Raw genomic sequence first — 16,902 nt, 5'->3', positions numbered from 1 at the left:
GAGCGGGTGGACGTGCTGATCGCCACCTCCGGGTGACGCGCCCGGCACTCGTCCGCCAGCACCCGCAGCGAGTGGTCGCAGTGCCACGCCCGGGCGTCGTCCGGCTGCGGGTCGGCGTCGTTCCAGATAGGCCGCTCGTAGGCACGGGCGAGCACGAGTGGGCGCCCTCGACCGTACGCCTCCGCCGCGGCCCACAGCGCGGCGTTGCGAGCTACCCCCGACCCGTCGAACCCGGCGAGAACCGCGCCGCTCGGGAATTTCCGGATGCCTGTGGAATCGGACATTCCGAAGCTCCTTTCCGGTACCACTTCCATATTCTCACCAACGCGGGAGTCCTTCAAAGGTTGCGCAATACACAAATGCGTCCACAACTGACCGAATTGAAATAATGTCCGTCCGTTTTCTCCGGTGGTTTCCGACTCGTTCGGTTGGACCGCCGCTGGCGGGGTACGAGTCAGACCATGAACACCGGAGTGGCTCCGACCCGGGAGCGCTGGCCAGACGTGCGCCGCATCGCGGTCGTGCGGGGCGGTGGCCTCGGCGACCTGATCTTCGCCGTGCCCGCGCTCCACGCGCTCGCCGCCGCCTACCCGGACGCGCGGATCGTCCTGCTGGGCACCGCCGCGCACGCCGCGCTGCTCGACGGGCGGCCCGGCCCGGTGACCGAGGTCGTGCCGCTGCCGCCGGCGAAGGGCCTGTTCGAGCCCGCCGGCGTGCCGGTGCCCGACGACGTGCCCGAGGACTTCCTCCGCCGGGTCGGCCCGGTGGACCTGGGGGTGCAGCTGCACGGCGGCGGCCGGTGGTCGAACCGGCTGCTCGGCCGGCTCGGCGCCCGGTGGAGCGTGGGCTGCCGCACCCCGGACGCGCCGCCGCTGACCAGGTCGATGCCCTACCGGCTCTACCAGTCGGAGATCATCCGCGCGCTGGAGGTCGTCGCGCTGGCCGGCGCGGCACCCGTGACCCTCCAACCGGAGCTGCCGCTGACCGAGGCGGACCGGGAGTCGGCGCGGCGGGTCCTCGACGGCCTGCCCAGGCCGCTGGTGGTCATCCACCCCGGCGCCACCGATCCGCGGCGGCACTGGCCGGCGGACCACTTCGCCGAGGTCGCGAAGCGGTGCACCGAGCTGGGCCGCGGTGTCGTGGTCGTCGGCTCGGCCGCCGAACGGGAGCAGGTCGCCGCCGCCCCGGGCGTCCGCGAGCTGCCTGACCTGGACCTCGGCACCCTGTGCGGCGTGCTGGCCGCCGCGGACGTGTTCGTCGGCAACGACTCCGGCCCGCGGCACATGGCGCAGGCGGTCGGCACGGCGACCGTCGGCGTCTACTGGATCGGCAACGTGATCACCGGCGGCCCGCTCGGCCGCGGCCGGGACCGGATCGCGATGTCGTGGACCAGGGAATGCCCGGTGTGCGGCCGGGACTGCACCCGCGTCGACCTGCCCCGTTGCCCGCACGACGTGTCGTTCGTGGCCGAGGTCACGGTCGACGAGGTGTGGGCGGAGTTGTCGGATCTGCTGAACGGAGAGTTGTCGTGACGCCACTGTCGGACACGCGGCTGGAACGCCAGGACGAGCACCTGTGTGCCGCGGCACTCGGCCTGCTCCGCCACGACGACCGGGTGCGCGGGCTCGAGGTGGACCTCACCTTCCGGCACGGTGTCGCACACCTGACCGGGTCGGTGGCGACGCACGAGCAGCTGGCGGTGCTGCGTGAGCTGCTCGGCCAGCTGGCCGGGGTGCTGGCGGTGTGGGACCGGGTGGCCGTCGCCGGCCGCGAGCCGACGATCCTGGACCTGGGCTGCGGCGACACCAAGCAGTACCCGGGGAACATCGGCGTGGACGTGCGGCCGACGCCCAGCGTGGACGTCGTCACCGACCTCACCGACGGCCTGCCGTTCCCGGACGACTCGGCGGACCGGATCTTCGCCGTGCACGTGCTGGAGCACCTGATCGACTTCCTGCCGCTGGTGGACGAGTGCCACCGGGTGCTCCGGCCGGGCGGCATCCTGCACGTGCTGTCACCGTGGTGGCGCTACGTGAACGCCGTGGCCGACCCGACGCACGTCCGGTTGCTCGACGTGCAGACGATCAAGGGAATCTGCGCCCGCCCCGGAAATGATCGCCGGTGGTTCCCCCTGCACGCCGGCTGCGACGGCGCCAGTATTTTCGCGGACCTGACCCCGCTGGCGGAGAATGATCCAAATCCGTCGCCACAGCACCTGGCCCGATTCTTCGACTAGCCCACACGGGGAAATTCCCGCTCGAAGTCACCGACGCGCTCCACAGTGGATGAACAGTCGCGTGAGCCGACCGGCGGGCCGCGTCTGGATCCCGTAAAAACGCACCGCTTCCGCGTCAAGGTTGCGTCAGACCACCTTGGCGCCGCCCTCGGCCGGCGGCATGCTCGCGTCCGGTTGGCCGCCGACGGGGTGGCCACGTGTGGAAGGGGCATGGGCAGATGGCCGATCTGGCCTACGCCGTGCTGCTGGTCGCCGGCTTCGCGGTACTCGTGCTGACGTTGCGCGGCTTGGAGCGGTTGTGAGCGGCACCGGCGGCGTGGCGAACGTGATCGGCGGCGTGCTCGCGCTGCTGCTGGTCGTCTACCTGTTCGTGGCTCTGGTCCGGCCGGGGAAGTTCTGATGTCCGCGACCGCAGCCGGCCTGCTGCAGGTCGGCCTTCTCGTGCTGGCGCTGGCCGTCGTGTACCGGCCGCTCGGCGATCACATGGCGCGGGTGTTCACCAGCGAGCGCCATCTGCGGATCGAGCGCGTGATCTACCGGGCGGTGCGGGTGCACCCGGACGCCGAGCAGAACTGGCGGAGCTACGCCGCCGGCGTGCTCGGGTTCTCGTTCGTGTCGGTCGTGTCGCTGTACCTGATCCAGCGACTGCAACCGTTGCTGCCCTTCGGGTTCGGTCATGGGTCGGTCGACCCGGGCATCGCGTTCAACACCGCGGTCAGCTTCGTCACCAACACGAACTGGCAGTCCTACGTCCCCGAACAGGTCATGGGCCACGCGGTCCAGATGCTCGGGTTGACGGTGCAGAACTTCCTGTCGGCGGCGGTCGGTCTGGCCGTGGCGACCGCGCTGGTCCGCGGCTTCGTCCGGTCGAGGACCGACCGGCTCGGCAACTTCTGGGTCGACCTCACCCGGGGCACGGTCCGGATCCTGCTGCCGATGGCGTTCCTCTTCGCGATCGTGCTGGTCGCGCTGGGCGTGGTGCAGAGCCTCCGGTCCAGCCTCGACGTGACCACTGTGGACGGTCGGGGTCACCGGATCGCGCTCGCCCCGGTGGCCTCGCAGGAGGCGATCAAGGAGCTGGGCACGAACGGCGGCGGCGTCCTCAACGCCAACTCCGCGCACCCGTTCGAGAACCCGAACGGCTGGACCAACCTCATCGAGATCTTCCTGCTGCTGGTCATCCCGGTGTCGCTGACGAGGACGTTCGGCCGGCTGGTCGGGAACACGAAGCAGGGTTACGCGCTGCTGTCGGTGATGGGTGTGCTGTGGGCCGGCATGCTGACGGTGATCTGGTGGGCCGAGGCGCACCCGAACGGTCCGGCCGCGTTGCTGGCCGGTGGGAACATGGAGGGCAAGGAGGTCCGGTTCGGCATCGCCGGCTCGGTGTTGTTCGCCGACGCCACCACCGGCACCTCGACCGGCGCCGTGAACTCCATGCACGACAGCTACTCCGGCCTCGGCGGCGGGGGCACGCTCCTGAACATGCTGTTCGGCGAGCTGTCACCGGGCGGTGTCGGCACCGGGCTGTACAGCATCCTGGTGGTGGCGGTCATCGCGATGTTCCTGGCCGGTCTGATGGTCGGGCGGACGCCGGAGTACCTGGGCAAGAAGCTGGGCCGGCGCGAGGTGACCGCGTCGGCGCTCGCGATCCTGGCGATGCCGACCGTGCTGCTGCTCGGCGCGGGCCTCGCGATCATGCTGTCGGGCACGCCGGGACACCTGGCCAACGACGGGGTCCACGGCTGGTCCGAGGTGCTCTACGCCTACACCTCGGCGTCGAACAACAACGGCAGCGCGTTCGCCGGCATCACGGTCACCAGCCCGTGGTTCCAGTCCTCGCTGGCGATCTGCATGCTGCTCGGCCGGTTCGTCCCGATCCTGGCCGTGCTGTGCCTGGCCGGATCGCTGGCGGGCCAGAAGAAGGTGCCGCAGACCTCGGGCACGCTGCCGACCACCGGCGCGCTGTTCCCCACCATGCTCACCGGCACGGTCCTGCTCGTCGCGGCGCTGACGTTCATCCCGGCACTCGCTCTCGGTCCCATCGCGGAGGCCCTCGCATGACAACGATCGAGAAGTCCCGCACTACGCCGAAGCCGCGGCGGGACACGGAGAAGGCGGGCCGCCTCAGCGCGGGCGTGTTCAATCCGCGGCAGCTGGTGACGTCGTTCCCGGACGCCGTGCGCAAGCTCGACCCCCGCCACCAGTCGCGCAACCCGGTCATGTTCGTGGTCTGGGTCGGCTCGGTGCTCGTCACGGTGTTCGCGATCGGCGACCCGGGTGTGTTCAGCGTCGGCGTCGCGCTGTGGCTGTGGTTCACCGTGCTGTTCGCCAACCTGGCGGAGGCGGTCGCCGAGGGCCGGGGCAAGGCGCAGGCGGAAACCCTGCGGCGGAGCAGGAAGGAGACGGTCGCACGGCGGCTCACCGCGCACGGTGACGAGGAAACCGTGCCCGGCGTGGCGTTGCGGGTCGGCGACCTCGTCGTGGTCGGGCCCGGCGAGGTCGTCCCCGGCGACGGCGAGGTGGTCGAGGGCATCGCGACGGTCGACGAGTCGGCCATCACCGGCGAGTCCGCGCCGGTGATCCGCGAGTCCGGTGGCGACTTCTCGTCGGTCACCGGCGGCACGACCGTGCTGTCCGACCGGATCGTCGTGCGGGTCACGACGAGGCCGGGGGAGACCTTCGTGGACCGGATGATCGCGCTGGTCGAGGGTGCGGCGCGGCAGAAGACGCCGAACGAGATCGCGTTGACGATCCTGCTGTCCACGCTGACGATCATCTTCCTGCTCGCGGTGGTCTCGCTGCAGCCGGTGGCGAGCTACTCCGGCAGCACGCAGTCGGTGATCGTGCTGACCGCGCTACTGGTGTGCCTGATCCCCACCACGATCGGCGCGCTGCTGTCGGCGATCGGCATCGCCGGCATGGACAGGTTGGTGCAGCGCAACGTCCTCGCGACCTCGGGCAGGGCGGTCGAGGCGGCCGGGGACGTGTCCACGCTGCTGCTGGACAAGACCGGCACCATCACCTTCGGCAACCGCCGGGCCACCGAGCTGATCCCGCTGCCCGGCAGCACGATGGCGGCCCTCAGGGCGGCGGCGCGGCTGGCGAGCATCGCCGACGGCACCCCGGAGGGGCGCAGCGTGCTCGACCTGTGCGGCGGACCGGTCGAGGTCACCGAGCCGCACGAGTTCGTGCCGTTCACCGCGCAGACCAGGATGAGCGGCATCGACATCGGCGACCGCCGCATCCGCAAGGGCGCCGCGAGTGCCTTCCCCGGCACCGAGGACTCTCGGCGGATCGTGGACGGGATCAGCGCCGCCGGCGGCACTCCGCTGGTGGTGGCCGAGAACGACACCCTGCTCGGCGTCATCCGGCTGTCCGACGTGGTGAAGCCGGCCATGCGGGAGCGGTTCGCCGAGCTGCGCCAGATGGGCATCCGCACGGTCATGATCACCGGTGACAACCCGTTGACCGCCAGGGCGATCGCGGCGGAGTCCGGTGTGGACGACTTCCTCGCGGAGGCCAGGCCGGAGGACAAGATGGCGCTGATCCGCAAGGAGCAGGAGGGCGGCCGGCTGGTCGCGATGACCGGTGACGGCACCAACGACGCCCCCGCGCTGGCCCAGTCGGACGTCGGCGTGGCGATGAACTCGGGCACCATGGCGGCCAAGGAGGCCGGCAACATGGTCGACCTCGACTCGGACCCGACGAAGCTGATCGAGATCGTCGAGATCGGCAAGCAGCTGCTGATCACCCGCGGCGCGCTCACCACGTTCAGCGTGGCGAACGACCTCGCGAAGTACTTCGCGATCCTGCCGGCCATGTTCGCGGGCATCTTCCCGCAGCTGGACAGGCTGAACATCATGCACCTGCACTCGCCCAGCTCGGCGGTCCTGTCCGCGGTGATCTTCAACGCGTTGATCATCGTGGCGCTGATCCCGCTGGCGTTGCGGGGTGTGCGGTACCGACCGTCCACCGCCTCGGCGCTGCTGCGCAGAAACCTGTTGGTCTACGGGATCGGCGGCATCGTCACGCCGTTCGCCGGCATCTGGCTCGTCGACCTCCTCGTCCGACTCATCCCGGGAATGTGATCGAATGAACTCGCTGGCCAGGCAGACACTCGCTGGGCTGCGGATCCTGCTCGTGCTGACCGTCCTCACCGGAGTCGTCTACCCGCTCGGCGTGTGGGTGGTCAGCCGGCTCCCCGGCCTGCGGGCCGGCGCGGAAGGCTCGGTCGTCACGGTGGCCGGGCGGACCGTCGGCTCGGACCTGATCGGCATCGACGCGGTCGCCGGGGACCCGAACCACGACCCGTACTTCCACACCCGCCCGTCGGCCACCGCGCGGGACGGCGACGGCCTCGGCCCGGCCGACGCGTCGACTTCCGGCGGCTCCAACGAGGGCGGGTTCAACCCGGACCTGGTCGCGACCATCAGGGCACGCGAGGACATCATCGCGAAGCGCGAGGGCGTCACCCCGGCGCGGGTGCCGGCCGACGCCGTCACCGCCTCGGGGTCCGGCCTGGACCCGGACATCAGCCCGGCCTACGCGGAGCTGCAGGTGCCCAGGGTGGCCCGCGAGAACGGGTTGTCGCGGGAGCGGGTCCGCGCGCTGGTCGCCGAGCACACCGACGGCCGCGACCTCGGCTTCGTGGGCGAGCCGGGCGTGCACGTCCTGGAGCTCAACCTCGCGGTCCAGGCCGCGAAGCGGTGAGCCCCGGCGGCGGGTCCCCCTCGGCGGTGGACAACGGTTCGGGGTGATCGCCTGCGCGACCACCCCGGACCGGCCCGTCAGGCGGTCGCGCAGGCGAGGTCGTTCAGCGTGAACGCCGTGACCGCCGGGTTGCTGCCGGAGTACGTGCCGTTGAAGCCGATCCCGACCGAGGCGTTCGGCGCGATCGTGCCGTCGTAGTCCAGGTTCACCGCCGACACCGCCGCGCTGCCGGTGGCCTGGGTGAAGGTCGCGCCCCAGCCCGCGGTCACCCGCTGGCTGCTCGGGAAGGTGAACTTCAGCGTCCAGCCGTTGATCGCCGTGGTGCCGGTGTTCGCGATCGTCACGGTGGCGGTGAAGCCGCTGGACCCGCCCCAGTTCGACGCCTGGTAGGTGACCCGGCACGGACCGGTCGCCGGACCGGCCTGCGTGGTCACGGTGACCGCGCCCGAGTTCGCCGAGGTGTTCCCGGCCGCGTCCCGCGCCCGCACCGCGAACCGGTACGACGTCGAGGGCGACAGCCCGGTCGCGGTGAACGACGTCGTCGCACTGGTGCCGACGGAGGTGAACGTGCCGCCGCTCGTCCCCGCCGCGCGCAGGATCTCGTAACCGGTCACGCCGACGTTGTCGGTGGCCGCGCTCCAGCTGAGCGCCGCCGAGCCGGCGGTCACGCCGGACGCGGTCGGGGTCCCCGGCGTGGTCGGCGCCTGCGTGTCCGCCGACCCGCCACCATAGATCGTCGCCTCCCTGGCGGTGGCCCTGATCCCGTTGGCGCCGTTGAAGATCCGGTCACCCCACGAGGTGAGCTGCGCCGGGTCGAAGTTGGTCACCATGTCGAGGTACTCGACGCCGCCGCCGTTGCCGCTCCACGACCAGCCGAGGTAGCCGAGCCCGCGGGCCTGGGCCTGCGCCATGATCGTGTCCTCGTCGGGGTTGCCGTCGGAGTGGTTGAACCCGAACTCGCCGACCACCAGCGGCAGCCCGGCGGTCCGGAACGCGTCGAAGTAGGCGTTGATCTCCGCGGCCGTGTCGTACACGCCGTACATGTGGATGGAGAACAGCGTGTTGTGGTCCGGGTCGGCCGCCTCCACCGACGCCGCGTTGTCCCGCATGATGTTCTGCCAGTCCTGCCCCCACATCGGCGCGTCGGCCATGATCAGGTGGTGGAACCCGTTGCCGCGCAGGCGGCTGACCGCATTGGCCGTCGCCGTCGCCCACGTGGCACTCACCGTCGCGTTGTTCCCGAACGGCTCGTTCCCGATGTTGAGGACGACGTAGTCCTCCTGCCCGACCAGCGCGCTCTTCTGGCTGATCCAGTAGGTGACGGCCTGGTCGAGCGTCGCGGCCGCCCCGTCCTCGCCGTACCCGGTCGTGTCGTGCGCCTCGAGCACGCAGATCAGCCGGTTCTGCTTGCACAGCGCGACGACGCTCGCGACGTCGGTGGACGGCCCCCACCGCTGCCCGCTGCCGAGCACCACCCGAATCGTGTTGGCGCCCATGGCTTTAATGTTGGCGAACGAACCGGTCTGGGTGGGGTACCAGACATGCGCGTGGCTGACCCCCCGCATCACGAACGTGGCCCCGTTGGCCTCCACCACGCGGGTACCGCTGACCCGCAACCCCGCAGGCGCGGACTGAGCACCCGGCACACTGACGAACACCGAACACAGGGCGGCGAGCACAGCCAGAACCGCCGCCCGAAGAACGACTCTGTTCATTCGGATCCCGTTCCTTGGTCAATTGGGAGCGCTCCCAGCGTAACTTTCGGTTCTCCCGCCGGTACCGCCAGTCGGGCCTTTCCGACAAAGAACCACGGTCCGCGTGCCGCCGCGCGCGTGACGGCACGCGGACCGGCGAAGGAACACCCACCGGGAGGAGATGACGGGTCAGCGGTCGCGGTGGGCGGCGAGGTGGGCGAGCGTGCGGATTTCCGTGCTCCACGGGTCCAGTTCGCGGAGCACGCCGGCGAGGAGGTCGTCCGCCTGTCGTTCGGTCCACGCTCGGCCGCGGCCGCCGTGACGAGGGCCGCCGCGTGGGCCGGGATGAGCCCGGGCGGTGGAGAAGGTCAACTTCACGGTGCCCGGCGGAGCCGACCGGCTCTTCGCCAGGATGGCGTGGCGGGAGGCCGCCAGTCGGTCGCCGCGGGGGGTGCCGGAGGCCACGGCGGCGACCATCGGCGCCGCCTTCTTCCGCGCTTGGGGGTCCGCGTGCGCGGGCTCGCCGGTGACCGCCGGGTCGCCCCGGATGCCGAGGAGAGCCGCGTGGCGTGAGCGCGTTCTTGTGCGGACGGGCGTGACACAGTGTTATCTGCAATTGCATATTCCAGGACTCCCTGCACCTGCAGAAGAGTATGCATTCCTTCGTGGTCACCCTACGTGCATGCGAACGGATGACGCCGCGTATACCTCCTTGTTTGGTGACCGCACCGGTAGGATGCCGGTTGGCGGGAATCGGAGCCGCTGGTCCTGAGGATCGCTAAGTATTCCCGATACCGCGTGTCATCCAATCGGGTGTAATTCTTTCGGGTCTTGATCTCGATATCCTGGAACCGTCGACATTGGGCGGCGCCTGGGTGGAGGCTTTGCGGGATGAATCCGAGCTGTGTGGCGAGGATGCGGCACCCGCGTCAGGGAGGGCGAGGTTGGGGCTGACCTGGCCTTCTTCGTCGAAGGGTGTCTGGCTGCTTCCGTGCGATGGGCAACGGCCGACGGGTGAGCAGGGCGACATTTGTTGATCTTGACGCGGCTTACGAACGATATGGGGCTCTTTTAGGGTCTATGAGTATGCCCAAATACGAGTCCACGGCGTCTGGTTGGTGGGTCCTCCCGGACCGCGCGGACGGCATACCTGATCATTTGAGGAAGGAGGGTTCGTTCGTGCCCAAGCCGCTGCCGTCGAGCCTGGAGCCGGATCCGCTGACACAACAACGAAGGTCGTGGGCCGACCACACACTTGGTCGTCTTTACGAGGCTACGGCCGGTTTGCCTGATCGGAACGTACTGGTGCGTCCGACTCAGCGCCACGAGATCCAGAGCATGCTGGCGTTCCGGGGTATCCCGGTGACCAACCGGGAGCTCGCGAGCATCGACCTTCCGGACGAGGGGATGCGGCAGCAGCTGCCGTACAACGTCGCGCGCTATGTGAAGGTCATGGGGGAGGCGACACGCGATGTGCGCGAGGAGCCCGTCGCGGAGGTCCTCAAGCGAGTGGCACGGGACCTGGCCGGCCTGTCGGCAGGATCCGCCCCGGAGGAGGAGCTCCCGTGGCGAACGACTCCGCGGTGGTTCGGCGGCTCTCCCGAGCAGGCCTACCTTTCCGCCACGCCACCGGGCGCCGATCTGCGCGCCGGGGCCGAGCAGCTGTTCGCGTGGATGGACAGTCCCCTGGAGATGACCTTCGTCGACAAGGTCGCGTTGGGCGCGTTCCAGCTGTTCACCCTCGATCCGTTCACGAACACGGCCGACCTGCTGCACGTCTACGTCACGCTTGAACTGATCAGGAGTGGTGTGTTGCAGGACCAGATCCTGCCGGTGTCAGTGCACATCGACCGGAACCGTGCCGAATTCCACGAGTTGCACCAGCACGTCGTGCGAAGTTCGGACTTCAACAGTTGGGTGCGGTTCTTCGCTGATGGCTTCGCCGAACAGTGTGGGTACCAGTTACGCGTCGTGCGGGAGCTCGCGCAGTTGCCCGAGCGCTACATCAACAAGTACATGCGAACAGTGAAAGCCGACAAGCGCCGGGACGGATTCGCTCGTCTCGTCGCCATCCTCCCGCGCTTCCAGGTCGTCACGAGCCAGCTCATCGCCGACAGGTGCAGTTTCACGGCGAAACGTGCTCGTGAACTCCTGCTGAAGGCCGAGGAGCTGGAGTTCGTCGAACATGTCGAGGTTCTCAGGAAAACCAAGATCTACGAGGTGAAGGACGTTTGCCGGGCGCTCGACCTGTACACCGGCATGACCCCGGAAAGGGACCTCCACGTCACCGAGAAGTAGGTGACGTGCCCACCTCACGAAACTCCTCATTCCCGATCGGACGAACAAGCCGATGTCCTTTCTCGACCCTCGGCGCCTTCCGCGTGACTCACCTCGTTGTCGACGAGCATGTGGGCGACGACGGCACTCCACCGTCCGTCGCGACGCGAAGCGCGCGACGCCCCACTCCGTCTGGCCCACCCGCCTCCTGCTCGTGCAGGGAGCCGTCGCGCTGACCCAGCTGGTCGGTGCGTTGCTCGGACTGTTCCGGCGGTGAGCCCCAGGACCATCGGTCACGTCGACGGGAGCGCTGACTGCAGTTCTCGTATTCGCGTGGCGACCGCGCTGTCGCCGATGTCCAGGGCCAACCCCAGGGCTTGGTGATAGCAGGTGCGGGCGGTGTTGATCGCGCCCTGCCGTGCGTGCACGCGGCCGAGGTCGCCGAGCACGATGGCATGCCGAGTTCGGGCACCCGGCCTGTCGTCGGGCAGTTCCCGCAGCAGCCGGGCCGCGCGCTCGAGGTACTGGCCGGCGGCGTCGAGCCGGCCGGCGTCGAACATGGTGGAACCGACCGCGGCCAGAGCTTCGGCGGTCTTCACGGGGTCGCCTTCCCGGCGCCGGAGCGCGACGATCTCGAGCAGGGTGTCAGCCGTCTTGTGCAGGCGCCCCCAACCGCGGTAGTTCGCCGCGAGCGACTCGAGGAAGTCGACGAACCGGGCGGAGTCGCCGGTCTTGTCGAGAACCGCGAGGGCCCTCAACCAGGCGCGCTCCGCGGCCTGCCAGTCGCCGGCGGCGGAATAGGTCCTCGCGCTGGCGTCGAGCAGTTGCACGAGAAGAGCCGGATCCCGGCTGGTGATGGCGGCTTCCTCGCCGTGCTCGGCCAGCTGCCGGCACCAGTCGAGGTCGACCGCCGAGGTGGCGGTCCGCCACGCTGCCCGCGCGACCTGGGTGGCCATGCCGACGGCACCCAGCCGGTTCGCCGCTCGCACCAGGCCGATCATGTCGCCACGTAGTGCCGGGGTCACCGCCGTGGAGCCGTCGGTCACGCTGATGACCGCCGCCGCCGTCCGGTCGAGCACGAGCTGTACGGCGTCCGCCGGCATCGCCAGGACCCGTTGTCGCAGGTAGGCGCGGGCATCGGCGGTCACGTCGAACCGATCGTCGATGACGCGGCCCCACCCGGCTTCAGCGGCGACCGCCAGGAGCTCGATCAGGCGTGGCACCCGAGAGCCGGTCACCGCGGCCGCGCTGACCAGTGAGATCGAGGGATTGTCGAGCACCGCGCATGCGAGCACCACTTGCTGGGCGTCCGGGTGAAGGTCGTGGAAGGTCAGTGCCCACGCAGCTTCCACCGGCGCCCCTTCCTGCCGAACGTCGCCCGCCGAGCTTGCCCTTTACTCAGCATGGTGCATGCATCGGTACACCAAAAGTGCATATCGTTGTCGTATGAGTGTTCGTTTCTGCCGCATTTCCGCAGGCAGATTGGCCAGAACGTAACATATGCAGCCATGATGATTGCAACGCGATCGTGATGGTCAAGGGCTCGTGGCCGTAGGCCTCCCTGTGATGACATGTCCTGTTCGCCTCGCAAAGGTGAGATGCGAGGCTGTCCTGGGCTCGCGGTGCCTCCAGGACCGGCCGGACGGCGTCCGCGGCCGGCTCAGCCGCGCGTCACCAGGCCTGTGTCACATCGGCTTCCGCCTCGCGACATGCGTCCTTCGCTGGCACAGCACATGACTCGGGTGCCGCACGCCCGCATGCCCTCGTCCGCGCGAGGGGCAAAGGTCGAGTGGGGGACTCGAGCGAGGCGAATTCGGACCACTTGCCGACTCGATTTCCTGATCGGTCGGATACATATTGAGAGCGCTGCGTTTTCATTGCTGTGAACTTCTCGGATTCCGAGGGCGGCGGGGTTCGCGAACTGTAGGCGTGAGAAACCCGGACCCCTCCGTGTGCGTAGGAGTTCCTCGCCCGGTAGGGGTGACCGCGTGGCCGTTCGGCTGGTAGAACTGGAGCGCGGTCGAGCACGGTGTCCACCGCCACGCTCACCATCGCCGCACCACCGCGTCCGAGCCTCTCCGGACGGTGGCCCGCGCTGGCACCTCTTCTGGGCGGCTCGGGTGCGACGAAGCGGTTGTCGCGTCAACCAAACATGAGATGTCTGCGCGGAGCACTCACGCGGATCCCGTAGATATGCGCAGGTCAATGCGGTTCGGTGGCGGAGTGCGGCGCGGAACACTGGACTTTGCGGCACACCTCCTCTACACATACATATGTTGTTTGCGTTGCGCGAGTCGAGGTGAACCGCCCGTGACAGAGCTGATCGCCGCCGTGGACCTGGTCGACGCGACCCGGGCTGCCGTCATCCGTGTGGGTGCGCCGGTTGTCGCGGACCGGGTCGTCGCGTGCGGTGCGCCGAACTCGGGCCGGTTGGTGTCGGTGGCCGCGACCCGGCGTGGTGGCGCGACCGTCCTGGTCCCCCCTCGCGCCGCCCAGGGTCAGCAACGGACGTAACAGGAACAGGAGCTCACCAACAGGACGAAGGCGTCCACAGCGAAATATCGGCCGGACCCGTGAACGGGTGGCGGCTCTTTCGGTCTCGTTTCCGAGCTGCTGAACGAACCCCGACTGTCGCGGGAACAGTGCGGGTGCTTCGGGAGCGCTTCCAAAGAGACTGAAAATGCCGACCCGTTCGCGTCGGGGCCGGCTTTCCACCGTTGTCGAGTGGGTGATGTTCACGCTCACTTCCGGTCGAAAGTTTCGCTAGCTTCTTGCGGTAACTGCCTGGAAACAATGGCTTGTTAGCTTGCTGAACGCTGTGTTAGCGTTCACATGTACGACCTGCGGGATTCATGTACGAGCCTGATCGAGCACCTTTGTCCGGCATGGGTGCTCGCCGTCAACGATGATGGGGTTCTCATGTCCGGTGCGGCACTTTTTCGCGGAATGCGCGCGTTGAAATCACGCCGCTGGCGGCGCCATTCTGCTGTCGCGAGTACGGCCTTCCTGTGCCTGCTGGCACTGTTCCCGGTGCCCGCGAGCGCCGACAACCCGATCGTGCGGCACATCTACACGGCCGACCCGGCGCCGCTGGTCTACAACGGCCGCGTCTACCTCTACACCGGGCACGACGAGGACGGCTCGACCACCTACACCATGCGGGAGTGGCGGGTGTGGTCGTCGTCGGACATGGTCAACTGGACCGACCACGGGTCACCGCTCAACCTCGCGAGCTTCAGCTGGGCCAGTGCCAACGCGTGGGCGGGGCAGGCCGTCTACCGCAACGGCAGGTTCTACTGGTACGTGCCGACGACCGACCGCGCGACGGGCCGGATGGCGATCGGCGTCGCGGTGTCGGACAGTCCCACCGGGCCGTTCCACGACGCCATCGGACATCCGCTGGTCGAGAACGGCGAGTTCGACCCGACGGTCTTCATCGACGACGACGGGCAGGCCTACCTGTACTGGGGCAACCCGAACCTGTGGTACGTCCGGCTGAACGCCGACATGGTCTCCTACTCCGGCGCCCCGACCCAGATTCCCCTCACCACGGCGGGTTTCGGCACCCGCACCGGGAACGCGAGCCGTCCGACGCTGTTCGAGGAAGGCCCGTGGGTGTACAAGCGGAACGGCCTGTACTACAACGTGTTCGCCGCGAGGTGCTGCTCGGAGTTCATCGCCTACTCGACCGCACCGGGACCGACCGGGCCGTGGACCTACCGCGGGACGGTCATGCCGACCCAGGGCGCGAGCTTCACCAACCACCCCGGCGTCGTCGACTACAAGGGCGGCAGCTACTTCTTCTACCACAACGGCGCGCTGCCGGGCGGTAGCGGCTACACCCGGTCGGTCGCGGTCGAGAAGTTCTCCTACAACTCCGACGGCACGATCCCGACGATCAACATGACCACCGCCGGCGCGCCGGCCGCGGACACGCTGAACCCGTACGTCCGCCAGGAGGCCGAGACCATCGCGGCGGAGTCCGGGATCGAGACCGAAGCCGCCGCCGAGGGCGGCATGAACGTCGGCTACATCGAGAACGGGGACTGGACCAAGGTCAAGAACGTCGCGTTCGGCTCCGGCCCGCGGTCGTTCACCGCCCGGGTGGCCTCCGCGAGCGGTGGCGGCACCATCGAGCTCCGGCTCGGCGGCACCAACGGCACGGTGGCCGGCCGGTGCACGGTCCCCGGCACCGGCGGCTGGCAGAACTGGACCACCGTCTCCTGCTCGGTGAGCGGAGTGACCGGCACCCAGGACCTGTACTTCCGCTTCAGCGGCGGCAGCGGCTACCTGTTCAACGTGGACTGGTGGCAGTTCACCGCCTGACCGACCCCTTCCTACCGAGGAGATTTTCCTGCGATGTCCTCTTTAGACCGTCGTACGATGCTGCGACTGATCAGTGTGAGCGGCGCCGCCGCCGCGGGCCTGCTGCGTGCCGGCACCGCGCTGGCCACGGTCGGCCCGAGCAGCTACAGCCCGACCTGGTCGTCGGTCGACCAGCACCCACCGGCCGCGGAGTGGTTCCAGGACGCCAAGTTCGGCATCTACTACCACTGGGGCGTCTTCAGCGTCCCCGCGTTCGGCAACGAGTGGTACCCGCGCAACATGTACATCAGCGGGTCCAACGAGAACAACCACCACAAGAGCGTCTACGGCGACCCGTCGGCGTGGCCGTACCACAACTTCATCAACGGCGCCCGGGACAAGGCCGGCAACTGGGTGCAGTTCGCGCCCAAGCTGAGGTCCGCGGGCGGGAACTTCGACCCGGATGAGTGGGCGCAGCTGTTCCTCGACGCCGGCGCGAAGTTCGCCGGGCCGGTCGCCGAGCACCACGACGGCTACTCGATGTGGAACAGCCAGGCCAACGAGTGGAACGCCGCACGCACCGGTCCACAGCTGGACCTGGTGCGGCTGCACGCCGACGCGATCCGGGGCAAGGGCCTGAGGTTCATGGTGTCGCTGCACCACGCGTACCACTTCACCGGCTACTACGACCACGTGCCCGCGCAGTCCACCGCGACGTTGAAGAAGCTCTACGGCCAGCTCGGCGCCGCGGCCGAGAACCAGCTGTGGTACGACAAGCTCAGGGAGGTCGTCGACGGCTACCATCCCGACCTCATCTGGCAGGACTTCAACCTGACCCAGGTGAACGAGTCGCAGCGCCTGAACTTCCTCGCCTACTACTACAACCAGGCCGTCGCCTGGAACTCCGACGTCGTCGCCACCTACAAGGACGGGTTCGACAACCGCGGCGAGGTGTTCGACTTCGAGCGGGGCGGCCCGGCCGACATCCAGAACCCGTACTGGCTGACCGACGACAGCATCTCCAGCTCCAGCTGGTGCTACACGGTCGGCATCGGCTACTACTCGCTCACCGCGATGCTGCACGCCCTGATCGACCGGGTCAGCAAGAACGGCACCATGCTGCTGAACATCGCGCCGATGGCGGACGGCACCATCCCGAGTGGACAGCGCACGATCCTGCTCGGCATCGGTGACTACCTCAAGCGGTTCGGCGAGTCCGTGTACGGCACCCGCGCCTGGTCGGTCTACGGCGAAGGGCCGACCAAGATGGGCGGTGGCTCCTTCACCACACCGGTGGCGGGCACGAACACCGACATCCGGTTCACCCGCGACAAGGCCAACACCGTGCTGTACGCGACCGTGTTGGGTTGGCCGGGCAGCACCTTCACCATCACGACCCTCAACTCGAACCGGATCAACCTGAGCACGCTCTCCTCGGTGCAGCTGCTGGGTGCCACCGCCGGCACCTACACCACCCTGCCGGGCCACACGCAGGACGGCTCCGGCCTGCACCTCCAGATGCCGTCGTCGAACGCGCCGTACAGCGCCCCCCCCTACGTCGTGACGCTGACCTTCTCCGGCCAGGTCCCGAGCCCGGGCTCGGGACCGACTCCCACCGGCTGGGTGCGGATCGCCAACGTCACCACCGGGCTGGTCATCGACAGCGGCGGCAGCGTCGCG

General features: G+C 68.8%; 13 protein-coding genes and 1 pseudogene. 10 read left to right on the top strand and 4 right to left on the bottom strand.

Annotation, left to right across the window (positions count from 1 at the left end; all coding sequences use genetic code 11):
- Positions 1-284 (bottom strand): annotated as a pseudogene (locus tag ACJ73U_RS16645) (hypothetical protein); the annotation flags it as partial.
- Between the two features lie 177 nt (positions 285-461).
- Between ACJ73U_RS16645 and ACJ73U_RS16640 the strand changes: the two are divergent.
- From ACJ73U_RS16640 to kdpC, 6 genes are all read left to right on the top strand, one after another.
- Positions 462-1,532, top strand: a complete 1,071-nt coding sequence (locus ACJ73U_RS16640) for a glycosyltransferase family 9 protein (RefSeq protein WP_407778534.1) — start codon at positions 462-464, stop codon at positions 1,530-1,532.
- Positions 1,529-2,236, top strand: a complete 708-nt coding sequence (locus ACJ73U_RS16635; protein WP_407778533.1) for a methyltransferase domain-containing protein — start codon at positions 1,529-1,531, stop codon at positions 2,234-2,236. Before ACJ73U_RS16640 ends, ACJ73U_RS16635 begins: the two co-directional genes overlap by 4 nt.
- Positions 2,237-2,534: 298 nt before the next feature.
- A complete protein-coding gene (kdpF, locus tag ACJ73U_RS16630; protein ID WP_407778532.1) occupies positions 2,535-2,636 on the top strand; it encodes a K(+)-transporting ATPase subunit F in 102 nt (33 codons plus the stop codon).
- On the top strand, positions 2,636-4,297 hold the full coding sequence (gene kdpA, locus ACJ73U_RS16625) for a potassium-transporting ATPase subunit KdpA (protein WP_407778531.1): 1,662 nt from the start codon (positions 2,636-2,638) through the stop codon (positions 4,295-4,297). Before kdpF ends, kdpA begins: the two co-directional genes overlap by 1 nt.
- Complete coding sequence (gene kdpB / locus ACJ73U_RS16620) at positions 4,294-6,324, top strand: potassium-transporting ATPase subunit KdpB (RefSeq protein ID WP_407778530.1); 2,031 nt, start codon at positions 4,294-4,296, stop codon at positions 6,322-6,324. Before kdpA ends, kdpB begins: the two co-directional genes overlap by 4 nt.
- 4 nt (positions 6,325-6,328) lie before the next feature.
- Positions 6,329-6,946 (top strand): K(+)-transporting ATPase subunit C, encoded by a 618-nt coding sequence (gene kdpC, locus ACJ73U_RS16615; RefSeq protein WP_407778529.1) that lies wholly within the window; start codon positions 6,329-6,331, stop codon positions 6,944-6,946.
- A 77-nt stretch (positions 6,947-7,023) separates the two neighbouring features.
- Here kdpC and ACJ73U_RS16610 read toward each other — a convergent pair whose 3' ends face one another.
- A complete protein-coding gene (locus tag ACJ73U_RS16610) occupies positions 7,024-8,661 on the bottom strand; it encodes a cellulase family glycosylhydrolase (protein ID WP_407778528.1) in 1,638 nt (545 codons plus the stop codon).
- 168 nt (positions 8,662-8,829) lie between these two features.
- Positions 8,830-9,117, bottom strand: a complete 288-nt coding sequence (locus ACJ73U_RS16605; RefSeq protein ID WP_407778527.1) for a hypothetical protein — start codon at positions 9,115-9,117, stop codon at positions 8,830-8,832.
- Positions 9,118-9,819: 702 nt separating this feature from the next.
- Between ACJ73U_RS16605 and ACJ73U_RS16600 the strand changes: the two genes are divergently transcribed.
- Positions 9,820-10,938 carry a Fic family protein gene (locus tag ACJ73U_RS16600; RefSeq protein ID WP_407778526.1) on the top strand — a complete coding sequence of 373 codons (1,119 nt, stop codon included), beginning with the start codon at positions 9,820-9,822 and terminating at the stop codon, positions 10,936-10,938.
- Positions 10,939-11,210: 272 nt separating this feature from the next.
- Here ACJ73U_RS16600 and ACJ73U_RS16595 read toward each other — a convergent pair whose 3' ends face one another.
- Positions 11,211-12,269 carry a hypothetical protein gene (locus ACJ73U_RS16595; RefSeq protein WP_407778525.1) on the bottom strand — a complete coding sequence of 353 codons (1,059 nt, stop codon included), beginning with the start codon at positions 12,267-12,269 and terminating at the stop codon, positions 11,211-11,213.
- Positions 12,270-13,227: 958 nt separating this feature from the next.
- Between ACJ73U_RS16595 and ACJ73U_RS16590 the strand changes: the two genes are divergently transcribed.
- The 3 genes from ACJ73U_RS16590 to ACJ73U_RS16580 form a co-directional block, all read left to right on the top strand.
- On the top strand, positions 13,228-13,431 hold the full coding sequence (locus tag ACJ73U_RS16590; protein ID WP_407778524.1) for a hypothetical protein: 204 nt from the start codon (positions 13,228-13,230) through the stop codon (positions 13,429-13,431).
- A gap of 432 nt (positions 13,432-13,863) precedes the next feature.
- Positions 13,864-15,243 carry a glycoside hydrolase family 43 protein gene (locus tag ACJ73U_RS16585; RefSeq protein ID WP_407778523.1) on the top strand — a complete coding sequence of 460 codons (1,380 nt, stop codon included), beginning with the start codon at positions 13,864-13,866 and terminating at the stop codon, positions 15,241-15,243.
- Positions 15,244-15,300: 57 nt separating this feature from the next.
- Positions 15,301-16,902 (top strand): alpha-L-fucosidase (locus ACJ73U_RS16580; protein ID WP_407778522.1); only part of this gene is annotated, 1,602 nt, incomplete at its 3' end.

This window comes from Actinophytocola sp. (assembly GCF_045807065.1).
In the GTDB taxonomy this organism is placed as follows: Bacteria; Actinomycetota; Actinomycetes; order Mycobacteriales; family Pseudonocardiaceae; genus Actinophytocola.
This window is presented reverse-complemented; position numbering and strand designations above follow the sequence as displayed.

Bases quoted from the DNA above. Each gene is read 5' to 3' on its own strand.
- ACJ73U_RS16640 (WP_407778534.1), top strand. From the start codon at position 462: ATGAACACCGGAGTGGCTCCGACCCGGGAGCGCTGGCCAGACGTGCGC.
- kdpA (WP_407778531.1), top strand. From the start codon at position 2,636: ATGTCCGCGACCGCAGCCGGCCTGCTGCAGGTCGGCCTTCTCGTGCTG.
- kdpB (WP_407778530.1), top strand. From the start codon at position 4,294: ATGACAACGATCGAGAAGTCCCGCACTACGCCGAAGCCGCGGCGGGAC.
- kdpC (WP_407778529.1), top strand. From the start codon at position 6,329: ATGAACTCGCTGGCCAGGCAGACACTCGCTGGGCTGCGGATCCTGCTC.
- ACJ73U_RS16610 (WP_407778528.1), bottom strand. From the start codon at position 8,661: ATGAACAGAGTCGTTCTTCGGGCGGCGGTTCTGGCTGTGCTCGCCGCC.
- ACJ73U_RS16605 (WP_407778527.1), bottom strand. From the start codon at position 9,117: ATGGTCGCCGCCGTGGCCTCCGGCACCCCCCGCGGCGACCGACTGGCG.
- ACJ73U_RS16585 (WP_407778523.1), top strand. From the start codon at position 13,864: ATGCGCGCGTTGAAATCACGCCGCTGGCGGCGCCATTCTGCTGTCGCG.